At 68.0% G+C, this 24,960-nt stretch carries 17 protein-coding genes; 4 read left to right on the top strand and 13 right to left on the bottom strand.

The genetic code is table 11. The features are described 5' to 3' along the window. Nucleotides 1–291: 291 nt before the first annotated feature. A complete protein-coding gene (locus ACFV20_RS01640; RefSeq protein WP_385651137.1) occupies nt 292–591 on the top strand; it encodes an NIPSNAP family protein in 300 nt (99 codons plus the stop codon). Nucleotides 592–599: 8 nt separating this feature from the next. Here ACFV20_RS01640 and ACFV20_RS01635 read toward each other — a convergent pair whose 3' ends face one another. Both ACFV20_RS01635 and ACFV20_RS01630 read right to left on the bottom strand, forming a co-directional pair. Then, complete coding sequence (locus ACFV20_RS01635) at nt 600–4,139, bottom strand: AAA family ATPase (protein ID WP_385651134.1); 3,540 nt, start codon at nt 4,137–4,139, stop codon at nt 600–602. 202 nt (nt 4,140–4,341) lie between these two features. Then, nucleotides 4,342–4,800: an ATP-binding protein gene (locus ACFV20_RS01630; RefSeq protein WP_385651131.1), complete on the bottom strand. Its 459-nt coding sequence runs from the start codon at nt 4,798–4,800 to the stop codon at nt 4,342–4,344. A 157-nt stretch (nt 4,801–4,957) separates the two neighbouring features. Between ACFV20_RS01630 and ACFV20_RS01625 the strand changes: the two genes are divergently transcribed. Next, nucleotides 4,958–5,833, top strand: coding sequence for a helix-turn-helix domain-containing protein (locus ACFV20_RS01625; RefSeq protein WP_385651128.1), 876 nt, complete (start codon nt 4,958–4,960; stop codon nt 5,831–5,833). Next, the gene (locus ACFV20_RS01620; RefSeq protein ID WP_385651125.1) at nt 5,830–6,039 is read left to right on the top strand and encodes a DUF397 domain-containing protein; all 210 of its coding nucleotides are present in this window, start codon (nt 5,830–5,832) and stop codon (nt 6,037–6,039) included. The genes ACFV20_RS01625 and ACFV20_RS01620 overlap by 4 nt, the downstream gene beginning before the upstream one ends. 6 nt (nt 6,040–6,045) lie before the next feature. Here the strand turns inward: ACFV20_RS01620 and ACFV20_RS01615 are convergent, their stop codons facing one another. The 4 genes from ACFV20_RS01615 to ACFV20_RS01600 form a co-directional block, all read right to left on the bottom strand. After that, nucleotides 6,046–7,641, bottom strand: coding sequence for an N-6 DNA methylase (locus tag ACFV20_RS01615; protein WP_385651123.1), 1,596 nt, complete (start codon nt 7,639–7,641; stop codon nt 6,046–6,048). Continuing rightward, nucleotides 7,638–9,041 carry a restriction endonuclease subunit S gene (locus tag ACFV20_RS01610; RefSeq protein WP_385651278.1) on the bottom strand — a complete coding sequence of 468 codons (1,404 nt, stop codon included), beginning with the start codon at nt 9,039–9,041 and terminating at the stop codon, nt 7,638–7,640. Before ACFV20_RS01610 ends, ACFV20_RS01615 begins: the two co-directional genes overlap by 4 nt. Before the next feature lie 95 nt (nt 9,042–9,136). Then, nucleotides 9,137–12,718 carry a DEAD/DEAH box helicase family protein gene (locus ACFV20_RS01605; RefSeq protein ID WP_385651120.1) on the bottom strand — a complete coding sequence of 1,194 codons (3,582 nt, stop codon included), beginning with the start codon at nt 12,716–12,718 and terminating at the stop codon, nt 9,137–9,139. A 193-nt stretch (nt 12,719–12,911) separates the two neighbouring features. Then, nucleotides 12,912–13,106: a hypothetical protein gene (locus ACFV20_RS01600; RefSeq protein ID WP_031103282.1), complete on the bottom strand. Its 195-nt coding sequence runs from the start codon at nt 13,104–13,106 to the stop codon at nt 12,912–12,914. A gap of 177 nt (nt 13,107–13,283) precedes the next feature. Between ACFV20_RS01600 and ACFV20_RS01595 the strand changes: the two genes are divergently transcribed. Next, complete coding sequence (locus tag ACFV20_RS01595) at nt 13,284–15,410, top strand: prolyl oligopeptidase family serine peptidase (protein ID WP_385651117.1); 2,127 nt, start codon at nt 13,284–13,286, stop codon at nt 15,408–15,410. A 206-nt stretch (nt 15,411–15,616) separates the two neighbouring features. On the opposite strand, the gene ACFV20_RS01590 is transcribed toward ACFV20_RS01595, so the two are convergent. From ACFV20_RS01590 to ACFV20_RS01560, 7 genes are all read right to left on the bottom strand, one after another. Further along, nucleotides 15,617–16,765 (bottom strand): ABC transporter ATP-binding protein, encoded by a 1,149-nt coding sequence (locus ACFV20_RS01590; RefSeq protein ID WP_234846160.1) that lies wholly within the window; start codon nt 16,763–16,765, stop codon nt 15,617–15,619. Continuing rightward, nucleotides 16,758–17,816 carry an ABC transporter ATP-binding protein gene (locus ACFV20_RS01585; protein ID WP_385651112.1) on the bottom strand — a complete coding sequence of 353 codons (1,059 nt, stop codon included), beginning with the start codon at nt 17,814–17,816 and terminating at the stop codon, nt 16,758–16,760. The genes ACFV20_RS01590 and ACFV20_RS01585 overlap by 8 nt, the downstream gene beginning before the upstream one ends. A gap of 11 nt (nt 17,817–17,827) precedes the next feature. Then, nucleotides 17,828–18,796 carry an ABC transporter permease gene (locus ACFV20_RS01580; protein WP_385651109.1) on the bottom strand — a complete coding sequence of 323 codons (969 nt, stop codon included), beginning with the start codon at nt 18,794–18,796 and terminating at the stop codon, nt 17,828–17,830. Further along, the gene (locus ACFV20_RS01575) at nt 18,789–19,715 is read right to left on the bottom strand and encodes an ABC transporter permease (RefSeq protein WP_385651107.1); all 927 of its coding nucleotides are present in this window, start codon (nt 19,713–19,715) and stop codon (nt 18,789–18,791) included. Before ACFV20_RS01575 ends, ACFV20_RS01580 begins: the two co-directional genes overlap by 8 nt. 147 nt (nt 19,716–19,862) lie before the next feature. Further along, nucleotides 19,863–21,503 carry an ABC transporter substrate-binding protein gene (locus ACFV20_RS01570; RefSeq protein WP_385651104.1) on the bottom strand — a complete coding sequence of 547 codons (1,641 nt, stop codon included), beginning with the start codon at nt 21,501–21,503 and terminating at the stop codon, nt 19,863–19,865. Between the two features lie 618 nt (nt 21,504–22,121). Beyond that, nucleotides 22,122–24,029, bottom strand: coding sequence for a translational GTPase TypA (gene typA, locus ACFV20_RS01565; RefSeq protein ID WP_385651101.1), 1,908 nt, complete (start codon nt 24,027–24,029; stop codon nt 22,122–22,124). A 218-nt stretch (nt 24,030–24,247) separates the two neighbouring features. After that, nucleotides 24,248–24,943, bottom strand: coding sequence for a hypothetical protein (locus tag ACFV20_RS01560; protein ID WP_385651098.1), 696 nt, complete (start codon nt 24,941–24,943; stop codon nt 24,248–24,250). Nucleotides 24,944–24,960: the final 17 nt, after the last annotated feature.

Raw genomic sequence — 24,960 nt, 5'->3', positions numbered from 1 at the left:
CCGAAACCGATTCTCCCGTTTCCGGATCGAGTCCCTCAGGTCTCGACCACTTCCGCATCGTTGTCTCGGTAGCGCGGCAGGCCGCTTGCCGGAATGGTCCCTTCCTCGATGGTGACGCGTGGGTGCACAGCCGGTCGTGAACAATCCCTTCCTTGGTGATCTCCACTTGCCCGGCAGCGCGTCGTCTGTGGACTGAACGAAGTCACGCATGGCCCGACACTGGTGGAAGGGCCCCGGAGTTCTCGGGTTCCGGGGGTACTCCGACCTCGCCGGTCGGAGAGGATGTCTGCCATGCCGAAGACCACACAACTGCGTACGTACACGGTCCGGGACGGTCTGCTCGACGAGTGGGTGCAGCGGTGGCGGGAAGAAATCGTCCCCCTGCGGATGGAGTTGGGATTCATGATCGGAGGGGCCTGGGTGGATCGTGAGCGCAATCAGTTCCTCTGGCTGATCGCCTACGAGGGCCCGGAGACGTTCGCGGAACGCAACGCGTTGTACTGGTCGTCGCCCAAGCGCGAAGCGATGGGCCTGAACCCGGACGACTACCTCGTCCGCACCGATGAGCGCACGGTCGAGTCGGCCTACTGATCACTACGTCACGCAGGATCGAGCGGCAGCAGATGCTGCCGCCGTTCCTCGTGGGTGAGGGTACGGAAAACCCTCCCCCGGGCCGCGGCCTCCAGCCGGTCGTAGTCGGGCTCGGCTTTCCATACCCGCGCCGTCCCGTCGGCCGATCCCGTGAGCAGCCGTGTGCCGTCCGGGGACCAGGCCACGGAGAGCACCTTGTCCTGGTGCACACCGACGACGGCGACCTCTTCAAGCGTCGCGGCAGACCAGACGCGTACGGTGCGATCGTCGCCGCCCGTGGCGATGTGCCGTCCATCAGGGGACCAGGCCACGGCGCGAAGCCGCCCTTCGTGTCCCTTCAGCACGTCGATCCGTCGCCCGGTGACGACGTCCCACACAGCGGCGGTCCAGTCGCCGGAAGCGGTGGCGATCCTCGTCTCGTCCGGGGACCAGGCCGCGTCCTCCACATAGTTCTCGTGGCCGCGCAGCACGGTGAACTGCCGCCCTTCCACGATGTCCCACAGTCGGCACGTGCGGTCGTCGGAGCAACTGGCGAGCAGCCGACCGCTCGGCGACCAGGCCACGCGCCCCACCCAGTCCTGGTGTTCCGTCAGTTTCAGCAACTCGGTCCCGTCCGGCGTGGACAGGACGCGCACGGCACCGTCGTGCCCCCCGGTGGCGATCCGGCCGCCGTTCGGAGACCAAGCGCACCCCTCGACGACCTCGCCGTTCCGCTGGAACAGTGTGCTGCCGCGCCCGTCGACGACCCGAAACAGTCCGTCGTTCGTACAGAACGCGAGCCGTTCCCCCTGGGGAGCCCAGGCAACAGACCAGACCCGGTCCTCCCACTCGATCACCGGTCCAGCCGGAGCTCCGGTGACCGCGTCCCAGACCCGTACGGTGCCGTCGTCCGAGGCCGTGGCGAAACGGTCGCCGTCACTGGACCACGCGGCATGATTCACGGGACCTCGGTGTCCGTCGGCCAGTACGACCTCGGCGCCGCGCGGGCGCAGGTCCCACACCATGCCGGTGCCGTCGGTGGAACTGGTGGCGAGCATGGTCCCGCAGGGCGACCAGGTGACGCCCCACACGGTGTCCGTGTGGCCCCGCAGCACGGCCAGGACCTTGGCATCCTCGGTGTCGACGATGCGCACGGTGTGATCCGAGGATGCACTGGCCAGCATCCGCCCGTCCGGCGACCAGGCCGGATTCCACACGTAGTCGGTGTGTCCTCGCAGCAACAGGCGCAGTTCGCCGGTCCTGGCGTTCCAGATACGGGCGGTGTGGTCCCCGGAGCCGGTGGCGATGAGCCGCCCGTCGGGTGACCAGGCGATCCCCTCCACGAAGTCCGAGTGCCCGTTGAGCGTGAGGGCCGCGGTCCCGGTTGTAAAGTCCCACACGATTGCGGTCTGATCGTGGGAGGCCGAGGCGAGCCGATCGCCGTCCGGCGCCCAGGCCACACCCCACACGTCGTCGCTGTGCCCGCGCAGTTCGTGCACGACCCGACCGCTGTCGGCCTCCCAGACTCGGACGACCCGATCCTTGGAGCTCGCCGCGACGTGCCGGCCGCCCGGTGACCAGGCGACCTGCCTGCTGAGGTCCCCCGCTCCGGTGAGCAACCGGACCGGCTCCCCAGAGGCGGCATCCCAGATTCGTACCACTCGGTCACGGCCGGCGGTTGCCACCCTGGCCGAGTCCGGCGACCAAGCGACGGACTCGACCATGACGCCGTCGCACGGCAGCACCAGCAGCGTGCGTCCGGACGGCGCCTCGTAGACGCGGGCCGTGCCGTCCCTGGACGCCGTGGCCAGCATGCGGCCGTCGGGGGACCAGGCGATGTGCCGGACTGTGTCAGTGTGCCCGCCGAGCCGGGCCCGGGCGTGACTCGCCGCCAGTGCCGCCATCAGGCCACGTCTGGCAGAGGGGGTGGGTGTGCACTCCCCGAGCGCGGCGAGCGACAGCAGCAGCGACCGCTCCGGTTCGCCCTCCGCACTCAGGAGGACCTGACGGCCGATGCTGTCGGAAACCCTGCTGAGGAAGGTCAGGTCGCGGCGCTGAGAGGACTCCACGAGCGCACGTGCCGGTGGGGACGCCTGCCCGGTCTCCTCCAAGCCCTCCAGCCAGCGGCGGGCCGCGCTGAGGCGCTCCCCGGTGAGCAGGTAGTCGTCGCTGCGCCCGGCCCGCTCCCAGTCGGCGGCCCACCGTTCCAGTTCGGCGCGCTCGCGAAGCCGTTCGGCACGTGCCTCGACCTCCTGCCGCAAGGGGGCCCACTGGCGGAACAGCGCCTCGTGCGTCACCTGCGCGTAGGGCTCGCTGTTGGTCGTGGCGCCACCGGTGGCGTCGGTGCGCAGCAACCGTGCCTCGACGAAGGCATCGACGATATGGCGTTCCTGTCCGTCGAGTTCGGACAGCGGTACACGGCGGCGGGCCACCTCCTGCCCCTCGACGGTGACGAAGCGGAGCAGGACTCGGAGAACGGCGTCGATGCCCACGCCCGCGCCGAGCCCGGTCACGGTGTTGTCCGCCTGGCGCGCCAGGGCGCCGGGTACTCCGCCGAGCCGCCGGTACAGCTCCTCGGTCACCGTCCCGCCGGGGCCGGAGGCGAAGTACAGCTCCTGGAGGAGATAGGCGAGCAGCGGCAGCGCGTCGTCCGTGCCGGTCTCGCTCACGATGGAGTCGACGACTCCGGCCTCGAAGCCGAGCCCGACGAGGGCCCCGGGCCGCTCCACGACCTCGGCGAGCTGCGCTCTGCCCAAAGTGCCGATGGCCACGGGGTGCTGGAGGAGTTCCGCGTGTCGGGTGGCGAGGATCCTGCCGAGCAGGTCCACCCGGAGAGTGGCCAGCACGCGGACCGCCGGATCATGTTCCACACAGGCACGCAGCTCTTCGAGGAACTGGACGCGTTCCCACTCCCCCGCCAGGGTGACGACCTCTTCGAATTGGTCGACCACGAGGAGTATCCGCCGGAACCGGCCTCCCCGCAGCCGCGACAGCTCGGCGCGGAGCGCGCCAGGTCCCTGGCGCAGTCTGCGCAGTACGGCACTCGCCGGTTCCTGCCCGCCTGCGACCGCCGCCAGCGCAGTCGCGAGGGCACCGAGCGGGCTGGGTCCGGGAGCGAAGGCCGGTACGACGGTCCAGCGGCTTTCCCGGAGCCGAGGCATCACTCCCGCCCTGACAAGCGAGGACTTACCGCTACCGGACGCCCCGACCAGCACCAGGAACCGATCGGCGGGATGGCTCGCCGTGGCGTGCAGCCTGCGCGTCAGTTCGGCAGCCTGTGCCTCCCTGCCGAAGTAGACGGGCGCCTCGTCCTCGTCGAAGGCGTCGAGGCCGGGGTACGGGACCCTCTCACGCGGCCATTCGGCCTGAGGCGGCGCGGGGTTCTCCAGCCGGTAGACGACGACCTGCCCGGCCACCAGCGCCACGATCAGCACGCCGATGGCCGGAACGGAGAAACGTTGAATGGCCTCCAGCGCCCAGGGGACGTCGTCGGTACTGGTCGCGTAGTTGGTGGCGATCCCGAGTAAGCAGGCGACCAGGGCCAGCATGATCTGAAGGACGACCTGCATACGGTTCCTCATCGGGCACCGCTCACGATCGCGCCGCTGCCCGCCAGCACCGATCAGCCTCCGTTCCCACCGGCCTCGAAGCGCCGGCACCGTGTCATGTGCCCTGGAGGCCCCGTGGATCGGCCAGGCGGGGCGCTCATGACCATCTTCTGGGGCTTCTCAGGCGCGTTCAACGGTGCGTATGCGTTTCGGCCATGCAGGGTTACGGCTCTTCGGCCCGGCAGCGTTCGGCCGGTGGGCCGACTCGGCACTCAGCCCACACCGTCTTTCGCGGGTACGGCCCGAGGGCGGTGCCCCAGCGGTCGGCGAGGGTGTCGACGAGGACGAGACCCCGGCCGGATTCCGCATGCGGGAGCGGGTGGTGCAGTTGCGGGAGGTGGTCGCCCCGGGTGTCGGTGACCTCGATGCGCAAGGTGGCGCCGACGACGTAGAGGGTGACCCGGAAGTCCCGGCCGGGGACCCGGCTGTGTGTGGCGGCGTTGGCCGCGAGTTCGGCCACGAGGTGCGCCGCCGGGTCCAGGGGCAGGCCCCAGGAACGAAGCTGTTCGGTGGCGAGCAGCCGGGCGAGGCGGGCTCCGCGGGGCGTAGGTGACAACTGAACGCTGAAGTTGCGGATCGGAGGGCGGAGTTGCACCTCAGGGGTGGCGGTTTCTTGATTCACGTCACTCAGCGTCGCGGAGTGCTCTTACCGTGAACAGTGACGAAGCGGTTGCGTACGGTGACTGTCCGGTCTTGTCCGGTGGTGTCCCGGCTTGTCGAGACGGGCCGTACGGCGACGAGGGGCGGTTCGGCAGGGCCGCACGACGGGAGGGCACGGAATGTCGGTGAACGGCGAGGTAGCACGGCTCAAGACCGAGGCTGACGAACCGGGCTGGGAGGTGGACCCGGATGACGACTGGGGACTGGCGGTCACCGCCACGGTGGGGCGGCAGCTGAAGCTGCGGCGGGAGGCCGCGGGGATGCGGGCCGCCGAGTTCGGGGAGGCGGTGGGGTACGGCGAGGACATGGTGTACAAGATCGAAGCCGGGAAGCGGATCCCACGGCCCGAGTATCTGGATATGGCGGACGAGGTGCTGGGGGCTGGTGGGCTGCTCTCGGCGATGAAGGAGGATGTGAAAAAGGTTCGGTACCCGAAGAAGGTGCGGGACCTGGCGGAGTTGGAGGCGAAGGCCGCAGAGCTGCTCTCGTACGGCAATCACAATCTGCACGGTTTGCTTCAGACCAAGGAGTACGCGTGGGCGTTGCTGCGGACACGACGGCCGGTGAACCCGGAAGACCAGTTGGAGCAGGCACTGGCGGCACGTATGGCTCGAAAGGCGATCTACGATCGTGCGCCAGCTCCTGAGCTCAGCTTCGTCCTGGAAGAGACGACACTCAGGCGCCCGGTCGGAGGCAAGATGGTGTGGCGCAGTCAGCTCGAACACCTGATTGAGGTCGGCCAGTTGCCAAACGTGGAAATTCAGGTGATGCCGACGGACCGTTGGAACCATCCTGGAACGGGAGGTCGCGTCCAGGTGTTGAAGTTCGAGGACGGTACGGCGGTCGGGCGCATGGACGACGAGTTCAATGGCCGCCCCGTCCATGATCCGAGGCAGGTCAGGATCCTCGAACTGCGCTATGGCATCATCCGGGCCGAGGCTCTGACTGCACGGGAGTCACTGGCCTTCGTCGAGCAACTGGTGGGAGAGACATGATCCGCAAGGCCTCTGTCGAAGACGCATCCGCGCTGGTGTGGTTCAAGAGCAGCTACAGCGACAGCAGCAATCCGAGCGACTGTGTCGAGGTCGCCCACACCCCCAGCACCATTCACATCCGGGACTCCAAAAACGCCGTCGGCCCCCGCCTCCAGCTCTCACCGGTGGCCTGGGCCGACTTCGTGGCGTACGCATCCAAGGGCTGACGGCTGCTACTCGACCTCGACCTCCGGCACGTCCACGTCGCCGCCCAAGGAACGGGCGATGGCCGTGAACTCGTTCAGGGCGGACTGGAGGTCGCGGACGATCTCCTCGGCGATCACCTCCGGTGGCAGGCCGCTGTCGGCGTCGTCGAGTGCGGGGTCCTTCATCCACGTGATGTCGAGGTTGACCTTGTCGCGGGCGATCAGTTCCTCGTAGGTGAACTTCTTGAAGGGCCCGTTCTCGTCCTCGGACTCGACGCGTGAGGAGCGGGGCTCACCCGGCCGGTAGGCCGTGACGAAGTCGTCCAGGTGGGCGCGGGTGAGCGGGCGCTGCTTGAGCGTGAAGTGCTGGCCGGTACGGAAGTCGTAGACCCAGGTCTCGGTGGTGTGCGGCTTGCCGTCGGCGCGCGGGGGCTTCTTCTCGAAGAAGAGGACGTTGGCCTTGACGCCGCCCGCATAGAAGATGCCAGTTGGCAGCCGCAGGATGGTGTGCAGGTCGAACTCGTCCAGCAGCTTGCGGCGGATCTTCTCGCCCGCTCCGCCTTCGAAGAGGACGTTGTCGGGAAGGACGACGGCCGCGCGTCCGCCGACGGCCGTAAGCGACATGATGTGTTGCAGGAAGTTGAGCTGCTTGTTGGTGGTCGTGGCGGTGAAGTCGTCGCGGTCGTACTCGGTTTCCTGCTTCTCGGTCTCACCGTCCTGGCCGATCACGGTGATCGTGGACTTGCGGCCGAAGGGCGGGTTCGCGAGGACCAGGGTGGCGTGCTTGCCGCTGGGCTTGTCGGCGAGGGCGTCCCCGACAGTGATCAGGCTGGGGCCGTCGCTCTTGCCGATGCCGTGGAGGAGCATGTTCATCGCGGCGAGACGGGCGGTGCCGGTGACGAGTTCGTTGCCCCAGATCTTGCGACCCTCGTCGTAGGCCTTGCGCTCGTCCAGCGACATGGTCTTCATGTGGTGGTCGCGGATATACGCGTGGGCGGCGATGAGGAACCCACCGGTGCCGCAGGCCGGGTCGGTGATCGTGTCGTCCGGGCCGGGCTGCATGACGTCGACCATGGCGTCGATGAGAGGCCGAGGAGTGAAGTACTGGCCGGCGCCAGTCTTCGTGTCCGAGGCGCCTTTGGCAAGCAAGCCCTCGTAGGCGTCGCCTTTGAGGTCGACCCCGGTCATCGTCCAGTCCTCACGACCGATCAGCTCGACGACGAGCTTTTCGAGGAGGGCGGGCTTCGTGATCCGGTTCTGGGCCTCGTCGAAGATCGTCCCGATGGTGGTGTCGGGACGCCTGCCCAGATTCTCCAGGACAGCGCGGTAGTGCTTCTCCAGCTCGGGACCGCGCTTGGTGACCAAGGTCTGCCAGTTGTACTCGGCGGGGACGATGGCACTCATGTCCTGACCGTCCCACGGGTCGCTCTCGATCTCCTCGACCATCTTGAGGAAGAGCAGATAGGAGAGCTGCTCAACGTACTCGATGGTGGACATGCCGTTGTCCCGGAGGACGTTGCAGTAGTTCCACAGCTTGGAGACGAGCGTGTTGGTCTGAGCGACCGCCTTGGCCGTCTTGACCGGCTCTTCGGCGGGCTGCTGGGCGTCTGCGGGGGCGGTCACAGGTCGAACTCCTGCTGTACGGCGAGGGCGGGGATGGGGGTCGGTTCGGGGGCCGGGCCGACCGACTCTGCGACTCGCTGGGGCGGGGCCTTGGTCGTTGTCCTACGAGGACGCTTGGGCTGCGCTGCCCGTTCAACAGCGATACGTGCGAGAGTCGTCGCTGCGGGCTCATCGGCTTCGTTCTGAGGAACAAGATCCCCTCGGAACGCTTTACGCAGAAGGGCGTTCCGTAGCTTTGCTGCTTGAAGCAGGGCGCGTTCTGTGGCCGCGCGGGCGTGCCGTAGTTGGATCAGCCGCTCTTCGATCCGTTCCGCAAGGCGTCGCTGCTCAGATTGCGGCGGTACAGGAACGGGCAGATTCTTGATCTTGCTAAGGCTGATGGAGGCAAGGTTCGTGCTCTGTTTCCCGTTTTCTTCGAACCACTTAGCTGAGCCATTGGCATACCAGGAAAGGAGTTCCGGAATGAGCACACCATGATGGATGCGGGCTCTGAATACGTGGTTCTGGTGGATGGCATTGGGGATCTGCTCGCGCCACACCCATCCCCTGCCCAGCTTGTCGCGGTCACCGCCCTCGTTCATCAGGACGTCGCCGTCTTGCAGCCTCAACTGCTCAGCCTTCTTCGGCGGAACTCGAATGTTCGCGACCTGTTCGAGGTCGAGATGGCCACGCTGAACATTGGCTACACGAAGATATGGAACTTCGGGAAGTTCCGGATCGGACTGCTTCTTCTTGTCCTTCGTCACGCCGCCGACAACGTCAGCCAGCTCGCCTAGACGCATCCATCGCCAGCCCACTGGAATGCGCGGCAACTTCCCGTCAATCGAATCGGCTGCTCCGGGAGACGGCGCAACAGGGTCGTCAGCGCCGACGGAGAGTTCGGCAGTGAAATCGGTAACTCTTCCGAGAAGGGCATCAGTACGTTGCATGACCTTGCGAACGTTCGCCCGCGCCGCGTCAAGCCGTGACAGCTGCTCTTCGAGCGCCTCGGCAATTCGGTACTGCTCCGCGAGCGGCGGCAGCGGCAGAGAGATCCCCTCGAGGATAGCTTGATTCACCTTATAAATTCCCGCAGTTGTGCGCGCCTGCGCCTCAATCTGCTCGCGCACAACGAGAGAATCCCACAGCAATCGAAGATATGAGGTGGAAATCAGTTCATCATTCACTCGCACACGAATCATCGTGTCCGGGAAAGCAACCGGATTCTCCACCGCCCCCACCATCCCACCACGCCCCACCAAGCGCTTGGATCCATTTCCACGACTCAGCAGGAAGTCACCTTCTCGAACCAGGAAAGGCGCAGCTTGGTCCGCATTCCAGGCGCCCTCCTTCGCTTCGGCAAGCTCAATTTTCCCATCTGCGATCGCAGTGAGCCGCAAGACGGGAAACCCACCTGCCATGGTCTTCACGGAGCGACCATTGACAAGCGGCTCACTCAAGACGTCTTCCAGGGACACCCAGCACCAGGAGTCCGGCAACCCGCTTTGTTCCACGCTCAAGCCAGTTCCTGATTCAGCTCATCCAACAGTTCCAACGCCCGGTCCTTGTCCCCGAACGCCCGCATGAAGCCCCGGCCACCACCACGCTCCGAGAAAGGCGCGACGGAGAAGTCCCCGGGCTCGATACCGACATCGACAGCAATGGCGTTCTTTATCCGCTCCAGCCACCACAGCTGATCCTCGGTGAACTCCACGCCCGCCTGCCGCTGCCGCAGCAGCCAGCCCTCGAAGCGCTCCTCGACCACCGTACGGTACGGCCGCAGCTCGTCGTCCGCGCCCAGCTCGTAGCGGATGAGCCGTACCAGGTCACCGAGGCCCGCCTCCTTGCCCGGACTGGCCGCCGCCTTGCCGACCTGTTCGTAGTACTCCCAGAGGACCGGCGTCGTCCATGAACGCTTCGTCGCCCTGATACGGCCGGCGAGTTCCTTCAGCGCGGCCCGTGCCTCCCCCGGAGTGAGCCGCGACCCGCTGCCCAGCGCGACCTGTATCGCCGCGTTCTCGTCCCGCTGTTCCCTCTCCAGCAGCTCGTTCCACTCGGCCAGCTCCTTCCGCGCGCGCTCCTCCATCGGGATCTCGCGCACCTGGGTGACCTTGACCTCGGTCGTCTCGTCGTAGGTCAGGTCCTGCTGGTGGCGGATCTCCAGGATGAGCTTGCGCAGTGCGGGGCGGGCGGTGAGGGGGGCCACCGCGTCCTGGACCAGTTTCTGCGCCAGCTCGGGGCCGCCCTCGTGCCGGGCCCGGTCCTGGGTGTCGACGTCCACCGCGTCCGTGATGCGGCGAGCCAGGTCGGCGAGGCTCGTGCCGCCGGACGTCTCGACCAGCAGCTTCCTCTCGTCCTCACCGAGCTGGCGGTCGATGCGGGCCAGGCGGCGGGCCAGGGTTTCCGCCTCGTCGGCGGTCAGTGACCGCGTGCCCGCCTTGTCGAGGAGCTTGGCCAGGGGGATGCCGCGCTGTGCGCCCGCCGGGATCAGCGGACGGGCGTCGACGAGGGGGGAGTCGGTGACGCCGACCGCGTCGATGAGGACGAAACGGTCCTTCTTCAAGTCGGGTGCCGCCTCCGGGGTCACCGCCTTCAGCTCGTCCGCGTCGATGGAACGGGCGCCCCGGCCCTTCATCTGCTCGAACATCACGGGGCTCTTCACCGGCCGCAGGAAGATCACGCACTCCAGCGGCTTCACGTCCGTGCCCGTGGCGATCATGTCGACCGTGACGGCGACCCGCAGCCGGGGCGAGTTGCGCAGGTCGTTGATGAGGGCCTCGGGGTCGTCGCCGTTGTCGCGGGACCGGTAGGTGATCTTCTTGGCGAAGTCGTCGCCCCGGCCGAAGACATGCTTGACCTGCTTGAGCACCTCGTCGGCGTGGTCGTCGTACGGGCCCGCGAAGATCAGGGTCTTGGGAAGGTCGGCCCGGCCGGGGAACCACCGCTTCCAGTTGTCCCGGTACGTCGTCAGCACGGCGCGGATCTCGTCCTCCGTGACGACCGTGCGGCCGATCTGGGGGGCGGTGTAGGTGAAGTCCTCGTCCAGTTCCTCGTACCGTTGGCTGCGCGTCTGACGGTCACGGATCCGTACCGTCGTCCCCGACTCGATCCTCGCTACGGCTCCCTCTTCCCGCAGGTCGGTCACGATCCGGGCAATGTCGAAGTCGACGTTGACGCCGTCGGCGACGGCCTGTTCGTAGGTGTAGCGCGAGACCTCGTTGTTGTCGAAGAAGCCCTTGGTCTGCCGGGTGGGCGTGGCGGTGAGACCGACGAGGTGGGCGTCGAAGTACTCCAGGACGCCACGCCACAGGCCGTAGATGGAACGGTGGCATTCGTCGACGACGATCACGTCGAAGGACTCGATGGGGACGTCGGGGTTGTACTCGACGGTGATCGGCTCGTCCGCCACGTAGGACTCGTCCAGGGGTGAGGCGGCCTTGTCCTCGCGATCCTCGGTCTCCGGTCCGTCCTCCAGCGGTTCGCCCTTGAGGAGGGCGTACATCCGCTGGATCGTGGAGATGACCACCGAGGAGGTCTGCTGAAGACCGGCGCGGCCCAGCATATCGACGTTGTAGAGGTCGGTGAGCTTCCGGTTCTCGTCGGGGGTGCGGTACTTGTCGAACTCCGCGCGGGCCTGGCGGCCGAGGTTGTTGCGGTCGACGAGGAAGAGGATCCGGCGGGCGCCCGCGTAACGGAGCAGCCGATAGGTCTCGGTGACCGCCGTGAACGTCTTACCGGCGCCCGTCGCCATCTGGATCAGGGCGCGCGGCCGGTCGGTGGCCAGGGAGCCTTCCAAGCCCGTGATGGCCTCGACCTGGGCCATGCGCAGGCCGTGGGTCTCCAGCAGCGGCATGGCGGTGCGCAGGGCCGCCCGGAAGGTGGGCGCGTGCGGGTACTCGTCGGCGTATCGCATCCACGAGGCAAGGGTCTCGGGACGGTGGAAGGCGAAGACCTCGCGGGAGCGGGCGTCCGGGTCGACGCGGTTGAGGAAGTACGTCTCGGTGCCGGTGGTGGCGTAGCGGAAGGCGAAGGGCTCGTCCCGGCGCCACACGGCCATGGCGTGTTCCTGGAGCACGCCCGCCGCGTACCGCTCGTTCTGGGCGAGGGCGCCGGCGAGGGGCACGCCCTCCCGCTTGGCCTCGATGACGCCGACGATCTTCCCGTCGACATACAGGACGTAGTCGGCACGGCCGGTGGCGAGGGTGAACTCGCGGATGGCGACGCCCGTGCCCGCCAGCGGGTTGGCGTCCGCCTTGTCCTGGAGGAGCCAGCCCGCCTTGCCCAGCATCGCGTCGATCTTCTTCCGCGCCTGCACCTCGTTGAGCGGCGCGGGGCGCTGGGCGCGCTCCACGATGGCGTCACGGGCGGCGGAGGCCACCGGGCGGGGCTTGAGCCGCTCGCGGTTGTAGCGCTGCTGGTGCGCCACCCGTAGCTCGGCGACCTGCACCCGCAGCTCCTCGACCTGGGCGGCGTAGGCGGTCTTGGCCTGCTCGGCGCTGGCGATGATCCGCTCGGCCTCGGCACGGGCCCGGCGTTCGGCCTCAAGGCGGTCGCCGACCTCAGACAGCTTCACGCGGGATTCGGCGAGGGTACGTCGGTGCCCCTCCAGCGCCTCGCGCAGCTCGGCGATCTCCCGCGGGTCGGTCTCCGGCGTCTCGGTGGGGAGGGTGGGTGGAACGAACGCGGTCACCGCGCGGGTGCCGCCCATGGCCCGGTCGAAGAGGTCGCCCAGCTGCCAGCACAGCTTCAGGGCCTCAAGGGCCATGGTCGTGTCGAAGAGGTGGTTGTGTGCTGCTTCGTTGCGGCCCCGGCGCAACTTGTGGAACGCGTCGCGGCTCCAACCGACGAGGACACCTGCTCGGGTGAGGGCGTTGATGCGGTCGACCTGGTTCGTTCCCTCGACACGCGTGCCCGTCCGCGTGACGAACTCCTCGGCCAGTACCTCGCCGAACTGACCGGCGCTGACGTAGGCGGCGTTCGGATTGGTCAGGACGGTGAGTTCGGCCTGCGAGCCGTAGATGGCGAGGAGCGGCTGGTGCTGGTACAGGCGACCGAAGTTGGGGGAGGCCTTCGCCTGCTCCCGAAGCCGCCTGTCCACGCTCTCATCGTCCACGTGCCGCCCCCTCGACCCTCGTTCGTGCCCGGCCCGGCAAGCCTACGGAATCCGACTCGGGAAAGCCGGACATCAAGACAGACGAGGCATGAGGGCAGAAGGGGCATCGGGCAGAAGAGGCACTGCTTCCGGCCGAGGCCAGGGTCTTCCCTCGGACCCCGGCCGGAAAGGCCGACGCTCAGAACTTGATGCTGCCGATCATGCCCGCGATGTTCGTCGTCAGCTCGTTGATCGTGGGAGCGACGGTCGAGGAGGCGAGGTAGAAGCCGAGCAGCATGCAGACGATCGCATGCCCCGCCTTCAGTCCCGACTTCTTGACGAGCAGGAAGACGATGATCGCCAGCAGCACCACCGCCGAAATCGAGAGTGCCACGGCGGTTCACCTCCAAAGATCCACGTGGACGCGGGGGGTCGGACTATGGGGGCATCAAATCCGTACAGCAGCCAGCAGGTTCATACCCACTATGCGTCATTGATCATAACTATCCCTCTGCGCGCATCGATCGGCGCACGGCCGCACAAGGGGGCGCATGGCCAATATGGTCAGGGCATGACGACCGAGCCTCACTCCTTCCCCCGACGGCACGCCCGTACCCAGCGCTTCACGCTCGGCGCGCCGCGCTCGTTCACCGTGGCGCCCGACGGTTCCCGTGTCGTGTTCCTGCGCTCCGGTTCCGGTACGGACCGGGCGAATTCGCTCTGGGTCCTCGACCCGGAGGAGGGGGCGGAGCGGGTCGCCGCCGACCCTCGCGCCCTGCTGGGAGGTGCTTCGGAGGACCTCTCACCCGAGGAACGGGCCCGGCGCGAACGCAGCAGGGAGGGCGGGGCCGGCATCGTCGGATACGCCACCGACACGGCCGTCGAATTGGCCTCTTTCGCCTTGTCGGGGCGGCTTTTCGCGGCGGAGCTGCGCGCGGGCACGGCGCGTGAACTGCGCGTTCCGGGGCCGGTGATCGACCCGCGTCCGTCGCCCGACGGGCGGCAGGTCGCGTATGTCGCGCAGGGGGCCCTGCGGGTGGTGGGCGCCGAGGGCGAGGGCGACCGGGCGCTCGCCGAGCCGGAGTCGGAGACCGTCTCGTACGGACTGGCCGAGTTCATCGCGGCCGAGGAGATGGGGCGTTCGCGGGGCTTCTGGTGGGCTCCCGAGTCGGACCGGCTGCTGGTGGCGCGCGTGGACGACACGCCGGTGCGGCGCTGGTGGATCGCCGACCCCGCGCATCCGGAACGGGAGCCTCAGCGGGTGCCGTACCCGGCGGCGGGTACCGCCAACGCGGAGGTGCGGCTGTTCGTGATCGGCCTGGACGGGCTGCGCACGGAGGTCGCCTGGGACCGGGCGCGCTATCCGTATCTGGCGCATGTGCACTGGTCAGCGGCGGGGGCGCCGCTGCTGCTCGTCCAGGCGCGCGACCAGCGCAGCCAGCTGATCCTGGCCGTGGACCCCGACTCGGGCGCGACGCGGATGGTGCACGCCGACGAAGATCGAACTTGGCTGGATCTTTTCCCCGGGGTGCCGTGCTGGAGTCCCTCGGGTCAGCTGGTGCGGATCGCCGACGAGGGCGGGGCGCGGGTGCTGGCGGTCGGGGACCGGCCGCTGACGGGGGCGCAGCTGCACGTCCGGGCCCTGCTGGACGTCTCCGAGCACGACGTGCTGATCTCGGCGTCGGCGGGCGCGGAGGCGGCCGGTGAGGCCGAGACGGGCCAGGTGCACGTGTACCGGGTGAACGAGCTGGGCGTGGAGCGGGTGTCCCGGGAGCCGGGCGTGCACGCGGCGGTGCGGGCCGGGGAGGTGACGGTTCTGGTCTCGGCCGCACTGAACCGGCCAGGTTCGCTGGTGCAGGTCCTGCGCGACGGAAAACCGACCAGGACTGTCCGCTCGTACGCCGAAGATCCTGGTATGTCCCCCCGCGTGACGCTCACCGAGGGGGGCGCACGCCGCGTACCGTGCGCCGTGCTTATGCCTCGGGACTACGACGGTGACACTCCGCTGCCGGTCCTCATGGACCCGTACGGAGGCCCGCACGGCCAGCGGGTGGTCGCCGCGCACAACGCCCACCTCACGTCCCAGTGGTTCGCGGACCAGGGCTTCGCGGTCGTGGTCGCCGACGGCCGCGGAACCCCGGGGCGCTCACCGGCCTGGGAGAAGGCGATCCACCACGACTTCACACTGTCGCTGGACGACCAGGTGGAGGCGCTGGAGGACCTCGCCAAGCGCTACCCCCTGGACCTGTCCAAGGTGGCGATCCGCGGCTGGTCCTACGGCGGCTGGCTGGCCGGTCTGGCGGTGCTGCGCCGCCCCGACGTCTTCCACGCGGGCATCGCGGGCGCGCCGGTGACGGACTGGAGCCTGTACGACACCCACTACACGGAGCGCTACCTGGGCACCCCGGCGGAGCACCCGGAGGCGTACGCGAAGAGCTCCCTGGTCACTCCGGACGGGCTGTCCTCCCCCGCCGAGCCGCACCGCCCGCTGATGATCGTGCACGGCCTCGCCGACGACAACGTCGTGGTCGCCCACGCCCTGCGCCTGTCCTCGGCCCTGCTGGCGGCCGGCCGGCCCCACGAGGTGCTGCCGCTGTCCGGCGTCACCCACATCACCCCTCAGGAACAGGTCGCCGAGAACCTGCTCCTCCTCCAGGTCGACTTCCTGAAGCGCTCCCTGGGCATCACGGCCGTCTGAGCACGGCAACGGGCCGGGGCGACATGGCGCGCCCCGGCCCGTCTACGGCACCCGCACGGCCGTACGCCCACCACCCTGACGTGTCCGTATATCGGAACCGGGTCCGCGAAGTTGCTTGCGTGTTAACGCAGTTGGGGGTGCGGACCGGTCCCGACAGCAGAATTTCCCGGCACCCCAGGGGGATGCCGGGAAATCGAGCGGTCGGGTCAGGCCGCGTGGACCACGTCCTTCTCCTCCGCGAAGTGGCAGGCGGACTCGTGGGCCGCCGGCGTGTCCACGCCCTGGAAGCGCTCGGGGATGGCCAGGAGGGGAACCTCCTGGGCGCACTTGTCCTGCGCCTTCCAGCAGCGGGTGCGGAAGCGGCAGCCCGAGGGCGGGTTGGCCGGGGACGGGACGTCACCGGTGAGGATGATCCGCTCGCGTCCCTCACGGGACTCCGGGTCGGGGACCGGGACGGCCGACAGCAGCGCCTGGGTGTAGGGGTGCGTCGGGTGGTCGTAGATCTCCGTGTCCGAGCCGATCTCGGCCATCTTGCCGAGGTACATCACGCCCACACGGTCCGAGATGTGCCGGACGATCGACAGGTCGTGCGCGATGAAGAGATACGAGAGGTTGAACTCGTTCTGCAGCTTCTCCATCAGGTTGATGACCTGCGCCTGGACGGACACGTCCAGGGCGGAGACCGGCTCGTCGCAGATGATGATCTCGGGGTTCAGTGCCAGGCCGCGGGCGATGCCGATGCGCTGGCGCTGACCGCCCGAGAACTGGTGCGGGTAGCGGTTGATGTACTCCGGGTTGAGGCCGACCACGTCCAGGAGGTCCTGGACCTTGCGCCGGCGGTCGCCCTTCGGCGCCACCTCGGGGTGGATCTCGAAGGTCTCCCCGATGATGTCGCCCACCGTCATACGGGGGTTGAGCGAGGTGTACGGGTCCTGGAACACCATCTGGATGTTCCGGCGGACCGCCTTCAGCGCACGCCCGGACAGCTTGGTGATGTCCTGGCCCTTGTAGAAGATCTCGCCCGCGGTCGCCTTCTCCAGCATCATCAGCAGCTTGGCGACCGTGGACTTGCCACAGCCGGACTCGCCCACGATGCCGAGCGTCTCACCCTGGTAGAGGTCGAAGGAGACCCCGTCCACGGCCTTGACCGCACCGATCTGACGCTTGAACAGGATGCCCTGGGTCAGCGGGAAGTGCTTGACCAGGTTGCGCACCTGCAGGATCGGCTCACCGCGCTCGACCGGCGCCTCGATGGCGGCCACGGCCTCCGCGTCGGTGGCGGCCTCCACCGTCTCGACCTCGGTGACGTTGGGGGTGGCGTCCATGGACTCGTCCGTCTTGTCCAGCTCAGCCATGGATCGTCTCCTTCCAGAAGTGGCACGCGCTGCCGCGGCCGGGCAGCTCGCCGCCGTCCCGCTCGGTGACCCGGTGCAGCGGCGGGACGTCCGTACGGCAGATGTCCTGCGCCTGGGGGCACCGCGGGTTGAAGGCGCAACCGGTCGGGATCCGCAGCAGGTTGGGCGGCAGTCCCTTGATCGCGTAGAGGTCCTGGCCCTTCTGGTCCAGGCGCGGGATCGACTCGAGCAGACCCTTGGTGTAGGGGTGCGCGGGCCGCTTGTACAGCTCGTGCACGGGCGCGGTCTCCACGATCCGGCCCGCGTACATCACCGCGATCTTGTCCGCCACGTCGGCGACCACGCCGAGGTCGTGGGTGATCAGGATCAGGCCCATGTTGTACTCGCGCTGCAACTCCGCGAGCAGGTCCATGACCTGGGCCTGGACCGTCACGTCGAGGGCCGTGGTCGGCTCGTCGGCGATGATCAGGTCCGGCTCCAGGGCGAGCGCCATGGCGATCATGATGCGCTGGCGCATACCGCCGGAGAACTGGTGCGGATAGTCGCCGACGCGCTCCTTGGCGGCCGGGATCTTCACACGGTCCATCAGCTCGATGGCCTTGGCCTTGGCGTCCTTCTTGCTCAGGCCCTGGTGGACGCGGAACATCTCGCCGAGCTGGTAGCCGACGGACAGCACCGGGTTCAGCGCGGACAGCGCGTCCTGGAAGATCATGGCGATCTTCCGGCCGCGGATCTTGCGCCGGGCGTCGGCGGACATGGTGAGCATGTCCTCGCCCCGGTACAGGATCTGGCCCTGGGGGATGCGCCCGGGCGGCATGTCGAGAATGCCCATGATCGCCTGCGCGGTCACGGACTTGCCGGAGCCGGACTCACCGAGCACGGCGAGGGTCTCGCCGGAGTTCACGGTGTAGTTGACGCCGTTGACGGCCTTGGCCACACCGTCACGGGTGTGGAACTCGACGTGCAGGTCACGCACTTCGAGCAGGGGAACATCACCGTCGGCCGCGCCGCGCGGCTCGGGGACGTTCCGGGTCTTGTCGATGGTGGTCACGTACGCCCTCCTCAGCGCAGCTTCGGGTCGAGGGCGTCGCGCACCGCGTCGCCGAGCATGATGAACGCGAAGACGGTGAGGCTGAGCATGCCCGCCGGGAACAGCAGCGTGTGCGGGTTGTCCCGGATCACCTTGCTGCCCTCGGAGATGTCGATGCCCCACGAGATCGTCGGGTCGCTCAGGCCGAGGCCCAGGAACGACAGCGTCGCCTCCGCGGAGATGTAGCCGCCGAGGGCGATCGTGGCCACCACGATGGTGGGCGCGACGGCGTTCGGCATCACGTGGCGGAACAGGATTCGCGGGGTGCCGGCGCCCAGCGCCCGGGCCGCCGTCACGTAGTCCGCCTGCTTCGCCGTGATGACGGAGCTGCGCATGACCCGCGCGATCGAGGTCCAGCCGAGGAAGGCCAGGGCCAGGATGACGACGTACACCTTGCGCTCGGTGAAGGCGTTCAGGACGACCATGGTGCCGAGCAGGAACGGCAGGCCGAAGAAGATGTCGACGATGCGCGAGATCACGGAGTCGATCCAGCCGCCGAAGTAGCCCGCCAGCATGCCGAGCAGACCGCCGATCAGCGTGACGGCCGCGGTGACGCAGACGCCGACGAGGATCGAGGCCCGGGTGCCGTGGATGACGCGCGAGTAGATCGAGCGGCCCTGCTGGTCGTAGCCGAACCAGTCGGGCTGGAAGAAGTGACCCAGCTCCGGCTTGCCCAGGTAGTGGTGGACGAGGTCGCCGTCGCGCGGGTCGACGCTGGTGAACCAGCCGGGGAAGGCGGCGATCACCAGCAGCAGGACCAGCAGCACCGAGGAGATCCAGAACATGGGCCGGTGCCGCAGGTCGTACCAGGCGTCGCCCCACAGGGAGCGGGGCTTCTCGCTCGTCTGCGCGCTCTGCTTGCCGGGGGCGTCGACGGCCGGCGGGGCGACGGCGTCCACGGTCGCGGCGTCGGTGGTCTGGGCCTTGGTCACGTCAGGCATACCGGATCCTCGGGTCCAGGACCGCGTACAGCAGGTCGATGAGCAGGTTGATCAGGAGGATGACGAGGACGAGGACCGTCACCACACCCGTGACCGTCGAGCCCTCGCTCGTCTGGATCGCCCTGTAGAGGAGGTTGCCGACACCCTGGATGTTGAAGATGCCCTCGGTGATGACCGCGCCGCCGATGAAGCCGCCGACGTCGGTGCCGACGAAGGTGACCACGGGGATCAGCGAGTTGCGCAGCAGGTGCACACCGATGATGCGGCGCCGGGGCAGGCCCTTGGCCAGCGCGGTGCGCATGTAGTCGGCCCGCAGGTTCTCGGCGAAGGTCGTCCGGGTCAGCCGCGCCACGTACGCCATGGAGAGCATGGCCAGGACGAACGCGGGCAGGAACAACTGCGCGTAGTCCGTGGAGTCCTGGACGTTGGGCGGCAGCCAGCCGAGTTCGTCGGCGAAGATGAACCGCGCGATGAAGCCCAGCACGAACACCGGGATGGAGATCACCGTCAGGGTGAACACCAGCACGCCGGTGTCGGCGGCCTTACCGGCCCGCAGACCGGCCCACGCGCCCAGGCCCACACCGATGATGATCTCGATGGTGATGGCCAGCAGCGTCAGCCGCAGGGTCACCGGGAAGGCCTCGGCCATCAGTTCGGCGACCGGGCGTCCGGCGAGGTTGCTGCCGAAGTCTCCCTTGAGGAGATTCAGCATGTAGTGGAAGTACTGCTCGAGGACGGGCTTGTCGAATCCGTACTCGCGCTTGATCTGCGCGATCTGTGCGGGATCGGGAGCCTTGTCCCCGTAGATGGCCCGGACCGGGTCGCCCGGAAGGATGTGGACCATCAGGAAGATCAACAGAGTTGTCCCGATGAAGATCGGGATCATCTGGAGCAGTCGCCTGGCGGCGTAGCGCCCCATCTTGCGCCTCCATGCCGTGAGGGGTCGGCGAGGCCTGCGCACTCATCTGCACCGCAGGTTGAGGGTGAGGTGGAGGCCTGTGCCTACGGACCGGTGCCGCCGCTCCCCTTTCTCCGGGAGGGGCGGCACCGGTCTGCGGTCGTCTACTTACTTCTGCTTGACCTGGATCTGGTCGAAGATCGGGTCACCGTCCTGGCCGTACTTGATCTTGCCCAGGATCTTGTTGCTCTGACCGCTGTTGACCTTGTAGAACCAGAGCGGGATCGCCGGCATGTCCTTGGCGAGGAGCTGCTCCGCCTCCTGGTACTTGGTCACGGTCTCGTCGATCGAGCCGGCCTTGTCCGCCTCGGAGCTCAGCTTGTCGAACTCCTTGTTGGAGTAACCGCTGGTGTTGCCGGCCGCCGTGGAGCCGTACAGGTCGCGCATGAAGTTCGAGTTGACCGGGTAGTCCAGCACCCAGCCACCGCGGTACATGGACTTGACCTGCTCCTTGTCACGGGCGTCGAGGTCGGCCTGGAAGGTCGGCTTCGGGTCGCCCGTGCACTCCACACCGGTGGACTTGCGGATCGAGTTGCAGACCGCGTCGACCCAGGGCTTGTGGTCCTGGTCGGCGTTGTACTGGATCTGGATCTTGTTGCCCGGGACGCCGCCACCCTCCTGGATGAGCTTCTTGGCCTGGGCCGGGTCGAACTTGACGATGTCGCCGAGCGCGCCCTTCTTGTAGCCGAGGACGCCCGGGGCGACGTAGGAGTCGGCCGGGGTACGCGTGCCCTGGAGGACGGTCTTGGTGATCGTCTGACGGTCGATCGCCATGGACAGACCCTGGATGACCTTGGGGTCGATGTCCTTGAACTGCTTGGTGTAGAACGCCGGGACGATCGACTGGACGGCCGAGTACGGCTCGTCGATGGCACGGTCGCCGAGGTCCGACTTGTAGTTCGTCAGCGCGGTGGTCGGGACCTGCTCGATCCAGTCCACGTTGTTCGAGCGCAGGTCCGAGTACGCGGCGTCGGCCGTCGTGTAGTTCTTGAAGTCGATACCGCCGTTCTTGGCGGCGTTCGGGCCCTTGTAGTCCGCGAACTTGCGGACCTTGATGAGCTTGTTGTGCTCCCAGGACACGAACTTGTACGGGCCGTTGCCGACCGGCTTCTGGCCGAAGCCCTTCGGGTCCTTGAAGAAGGCCTCGGGCAGCGGCGCCCACACGTCGTAGCCCAGCTTGTACGCGAAGTACGAGACCGGCTGCGTCAGCTTGATCGTGAAGGTGTTCTCGTCGACGACCTTCAGACCCGACATCTTGTCGCTCTTCGGGTCACCCTTCTCCGGGTGCACGTCCTCGAAGCCGACGATGTCGGCGAACCAGCTGGAGTTGGTCTGGTTGTTCTTGATGTTGGCGGACCAGTTCCAGGAGTCCACGTAGGACTTCGCGGTCACCGGGGTGCCGTCGTGGAACTTCCAGCCCGGCTTGAGCTTGACGGTCCACTCGGACGAGTCGTCGTTCGGCGTGACCGACTCGGCGTTGACGTACTCGAGCTTGCCGGTGCCGGGCTCGTAGTCGACCAGGCCGGCGAAGATCGTGCGCAGCACGCGGCTGCCCTGGCTCTCCTTGGCGTTGGCCGGCTGGAGCGGGTTCTGCGGTTCGCTCAGCTGCGCAGTGACGATGCCGTTCGGGTCGGCCTTGCCCTTGTTCATGTCGTCGCTGCCGCTGTCGTCGCCGCCGCCGCAGGCGGTGGCGGCCAGGGCGACGACTATCGCACCCGCGACCCACTTGGCGCTCTTGGCACCGCGCATGGGTTCCTCCTAAGAAGTCATTGGTTCACCGCGAAGGGAGCACACGACACATCACGGCCCCCGCCCGTCGCCGGTGCCGGAATTCGTCGAGTGCCCCCGCGCTCGTGAGTCGCGCCGCTGCCGGCTACTGACCCGTCATCCGAGCTCTACGCGCCTAACTATCTGCCAAACGCCAGGACCGAACCACACTCTCGAGGTCTCGGTTCGATCACAGCTCTCGCCTACATCTTCCAAAATCCGGACAAAGGGTTTGGTGAAAGATCCCTGCGAAACGGACTTGTTACACATCTATCGGTGTCGACTGTCCGCATTCCGGACGCGAGAGTGAGATAAACCGGTTGCGACGTACCGTGGGATCCGTGCAGGGTTCCCTCGGCGACTGTCGCGCGCTCAAGTGGCTTGTGCGGCAAGGCCGTTGCGCGATCCCGAAACCGGGGGCGCGTGGCGCTTCCGGAGCAGGGTAGTAGGAGAAATCCGCCCCTGACGGCCGTCGCGGGCAAGTCGAGGGTTTTCCCTACCCTTGCCTGCGCGTTCCCCGTCCTTCAGACGCTCGCCTTGAGACGACGACACCGGGCACCCCGCCTCGCGGGGTGCCCGGTGTCGTCTCAGCGGCAGGCGTCAGCCGTGCTTGGCGCGGCTCGCGGCACGGGCGCGCTCGCGGGCGTCCAGGTTCACCTTGCGGATGCGCACGGCCTCCGGGGTGACCTCGACGCACTCGTCGTCCCGGCAGAACTCCAGGGACTGCTCCAGCGACAGCTTGCGCGGCGGGACGATGGACTCCGTCACATCGGCGGTCGAGGACCGCATGTTCGTGAGCTTCTTCTCCTTGGTGATGTTGACGTCCATGTCGTCGGCGCGGGAGTTCTCGCCGACGATCATGCCCTCGTACACCTCGGTGCCCGGCTCGACGAACAGCACGCCGCGCTCCTGGAGGTTGGTCATCGCGAACGCGGTGACCGCACCGGCGCGGTCGGCGACCAGGGAGCCGTTGTTACGGGTCTGGAGGGTGCCGAACCAGGGCTCGAAGCCCTCGTGGATGGAGTGGCCGATGCCGGTGCCGCGGGTCTGGGTCAGGAACTCGGTACGGAAGCCGATGAGACCGCGCGAGGGCACGACGAACTCCATGCGGACCCAGCCGGAGCCGTGGTTGGACATGTTGTCCATGCGGCCCTTGCGGACGCCCATGAGCTGCGTGACGGCGCCCATGTGCTCCTCGGGCACGTCGATCGTCATGCGCTCGACGGGCTCGTAGGTCTTGCCGTCGACCTCCTTGGTGACGACCTGCGGCTTGCCGATCGTCAGCTCGAAGCCCTCACGGCGCATCGTCTCGACCAGGATGGCCAGCGCCAGCTCACCGCGGCCCTGCACCTCCCAGGCGTCCGGCCGCTCGGTGTCGAGCACGCGGAGGCTGACGTTACCGATCAGCTCGCGGTCGAGGCGGTCCTTGACCTGGCGGGCGGTGACCTTGCGGTCCTTGACGGCCGCCTTGTTGTCGGCGCCCTTGCCGGTGGCGCCACGGCCGACCAGCGGGGAGGTGTTGGTGCCGATGACCATGGAGATCGCGGGCTCGTCGACCGTGATCAGCGGCAGCGCGACCGGGTTCTCCGGGTCGGCCAGCGTCTCGCCGATCATGATGTCCGGGATGCCGGCGACGGCGCAGATGTCACCGGGGCCGGCCTTCTCGGCGGGCTTGCGGGTGAGCGCCTCGGTCATCATCAGCTCGGAGATGCGGACATTGCTGACGGAGCCGTCGCGCTTCATCCACGCGACCGTCTGGCCCTTGCGCAGCTCGCCCTGCTCGACGCGGAGCAGCGCGATACGGCCGAGGAAGTTGTCGGCGTCCAGGTTGGTGACGTGGGCCTGGAGCGGGGCGTCCTCGTCGTAGGTCGGGGCCGGGATGTGCTCCAGGATCGTGGAGAAGAACGGCTCCAGGCTGGTGGAGTCGGAGGGGACCGTGCCGTTGTCCGGCTTGGTCAGCGAGGCGATGCCGTCGCGGCCGCAGGCGTAGACGATCGGGAACTCGATCTGCTCCTCGTCGGCGTCCAGGTCGAGGAAGAGGTCGTAGGTCTCGTTGACGACCTCGTCGATCCGGGAGTCCGGGCGGTCCGTCTTGTTGATGCACAGGATGACGGGCAGGCGCTGCTGGAGCGCCTTGCGCAGCACGAAGCGGGTCTGCGGGAGCGGGCCCTCGGAGGCGTCCACGAGCAGGACGACGCCGTCGACCATCGACAGACCGCGCTCGACCTCACCGCCGAAGTCGGCGTGGCCGGGGGTGTCGATGATGTTGATGGTGATGACGTCCCCCCCGTCCTTCGGGTGGTACTTCACCGCCGTGTTCTTGGCCAGGATCGTGATGCCCTTCTCACGCTCCAGGTCGTTCGAGTCCATCATGCGGTCGTCGACCGAGTCGAGCTGGTGCGCGGCGAAGGCGCCGGCCTGCTTCAGCATGCCGTCGACGATGGTGGTCTTGCCGTGGTCGACGTGGGCGACGATGGCGACGTTGCGGATGTCGTGGCGCGTGGCCATAAAAGGCGTACTCCCGGAGTAGTGAATGCCCTGCGCGTACGTCGGTGGTGCGCGGGCCCTGCCGGGCTCAACATGCCACGGCCTCACCCCATGGTACGGGTACGCTGCCGCTGGGACGTGCCGGGAGGCGTTTACGCAGGTGGCGAGGGTCCTCGGGCTGCTTCCAGGGCACCCGGCGGCCGAGGCGGGCCGCCGGGGCCGCTCGGGGGCGGCTCGGTTCAGTCCGTTGCCTTCGCGGCCCGGGAGTCCGCCGGGCACAGTTCACCGGCCGCCGCACGGCCGGCCACACCCTCGGGGGGCTCCTCGGAACAGGGCATGAAGCCGCTGCCGGTGCCCTCCCAGGTCCGCACCCGCCCCTTCACGGGCTTGTCGTCCCCGCAGGTGTACGTGAAGTCGGCCGTGACCAGTCCGACGTAGCCCCAGGCGTAGTAGGCGCCCTTCAGGTCACCGGTCGTCACCTCGAAGTAGTGGTCCCTCTCCGGGACTTCCTTCTCGGACGGCCCGGCGAGCGGTTCCTCGACCTTCAGGTGCCTGCCCAGGGCCTTGATGACTCCTGCCGCGCCGACGCCCCCGGGCGTACCGGTCACCGAGGGCCGGTGCACCCTGTCGCCGACGGGCTCGAGGCGGGAGGTGTAGCTGTCGGTCCTCTTCTCGAACCAAATCGGGTCGGACAGCGCGGTCAGCCGCTCCTCCCGCCGGACACCCGACCATGCGTACGTACCGTCCGCGCAGGCCTCGGCCCTGCCGTCCCCGTCGCCACCCGAGCCCCCCGAACAGGCGGCCACCCCCGCCACCAGCACCCCGACGACCAGTCCGGCGCCGCAGAACCGCCCCACCGTGCCGTGCATCCGCCCGCCCCCGTCCCCCCGCGCACGGACGCCCGGCGTCCGCACCATGATCACTGCTGGTCTCATGGTGCGGTCGCCGGGCG

This window comes from Streptomyces sp. NPDC059696, assembly GCF_042733745.1.
In the GTDB taxonomy this organism is placed as follows: Bacteria; Actinomycetota; Actinomycetes; order Streptomycetales; family Streptomycetaceae; genus Streptomyces.
This window is presented reverse-complemented; position numbering and strand designations above follow the sequence as displayed.

What these genes read in the sequence shown, in the direction of transcription:
- ACFV20_RS01640 (WP_385651137.1), top strand. Translation starts at nt 292, where the DNA reads ATGCCGAAGACCACACAACTGCGTACGTACACGGTCCGGGACGGTCTG.
- ACFV20_RS01635 (WP_385651134.1), bottom strand. Translation starts at nt 4,139, where the DNA reads ATGCAGGTCGTCCTTCAGATCATGCTGGCCCTGGTCGCCTGCTTACTC.
- ACFV20_RS01625 (WP_385651128.1), top strand. Translation starts at nt 4,958, where the DNA reads ATGTCGGTGAACGGCGAGGTAGCACGGCTCAAGACCGAGGCTGACGAA.
- ACFV20_RS01620 (WP_385651125.1), top strand. Translation starts at nt 5,830, where the DNA reads ATGATCCGCAAGGCCTCTGTCGAAGACGCATCCGCGCTGGTGTGGTTC.
- ACFV20_RS01610 (WP_385651278.1), bottom strand. Translation starts at nt 9,041, where the DNA reads ATGGCAGGTGGGTTTCCCGTCTTGCGGCTCACTGCGATCGCAGATGGG.
- ACFV20_RS01595 (WP_385651117.1), top strand. Translation starts at nt 13,284, where the DNA reads ATGACGACCGAGCCTCACTCCTTCCCCCGACGGCACGCCCGTACCCAG.
- ACFV20_RS01590 (WP_234846160.1), bottom strand. Translation starts at nt 16,765, where the DNA reads ATGGCTGAGCTGGACAAGACGGACGAGTCCATGGACGCCACCCCCAAC.
- ACFV20_RS01580 (WP_385651109.1), bottom strand. Translation starts at nt 18,796, where the DNA reads ATGCCTGACGTGACCAAGGCCCAGACCACCGACGCCGCGACCGTGGAC.
- ACFV20_RS01575 (WP_385651107.1), bottom strand. Translation starts at nt 19,715, where the DNA reads ATGGGGCGCTACGCCGCCAGGCGACTGCTCCAGATGATCCCGATCTTC.
- ACFV20_RS01570 (WP_385651104.1), bottom strand. Translation starts at nt 21,503, where the DNA reads ATGCGCGGTGCCAAGAGCGCCAAGTGGGTCGCGGGTGCGATAGTCGTC.
- typA (WP_385651101.1), bottom strand. Translation starts at nt 24,029, where the DNA reads ATGGCCACGCGCCACGACATCCGCAACGTCGCCATCGTCGCCCACGTC.
- ACFV20_RS01560 (WP_385651098.1), bottom strand. Translation starts at nt 24,943, where the DNA reads ATGAGACCAGCAGTGATCATGGTGCGGACGCCGGGCGTCCGTGCGCGG.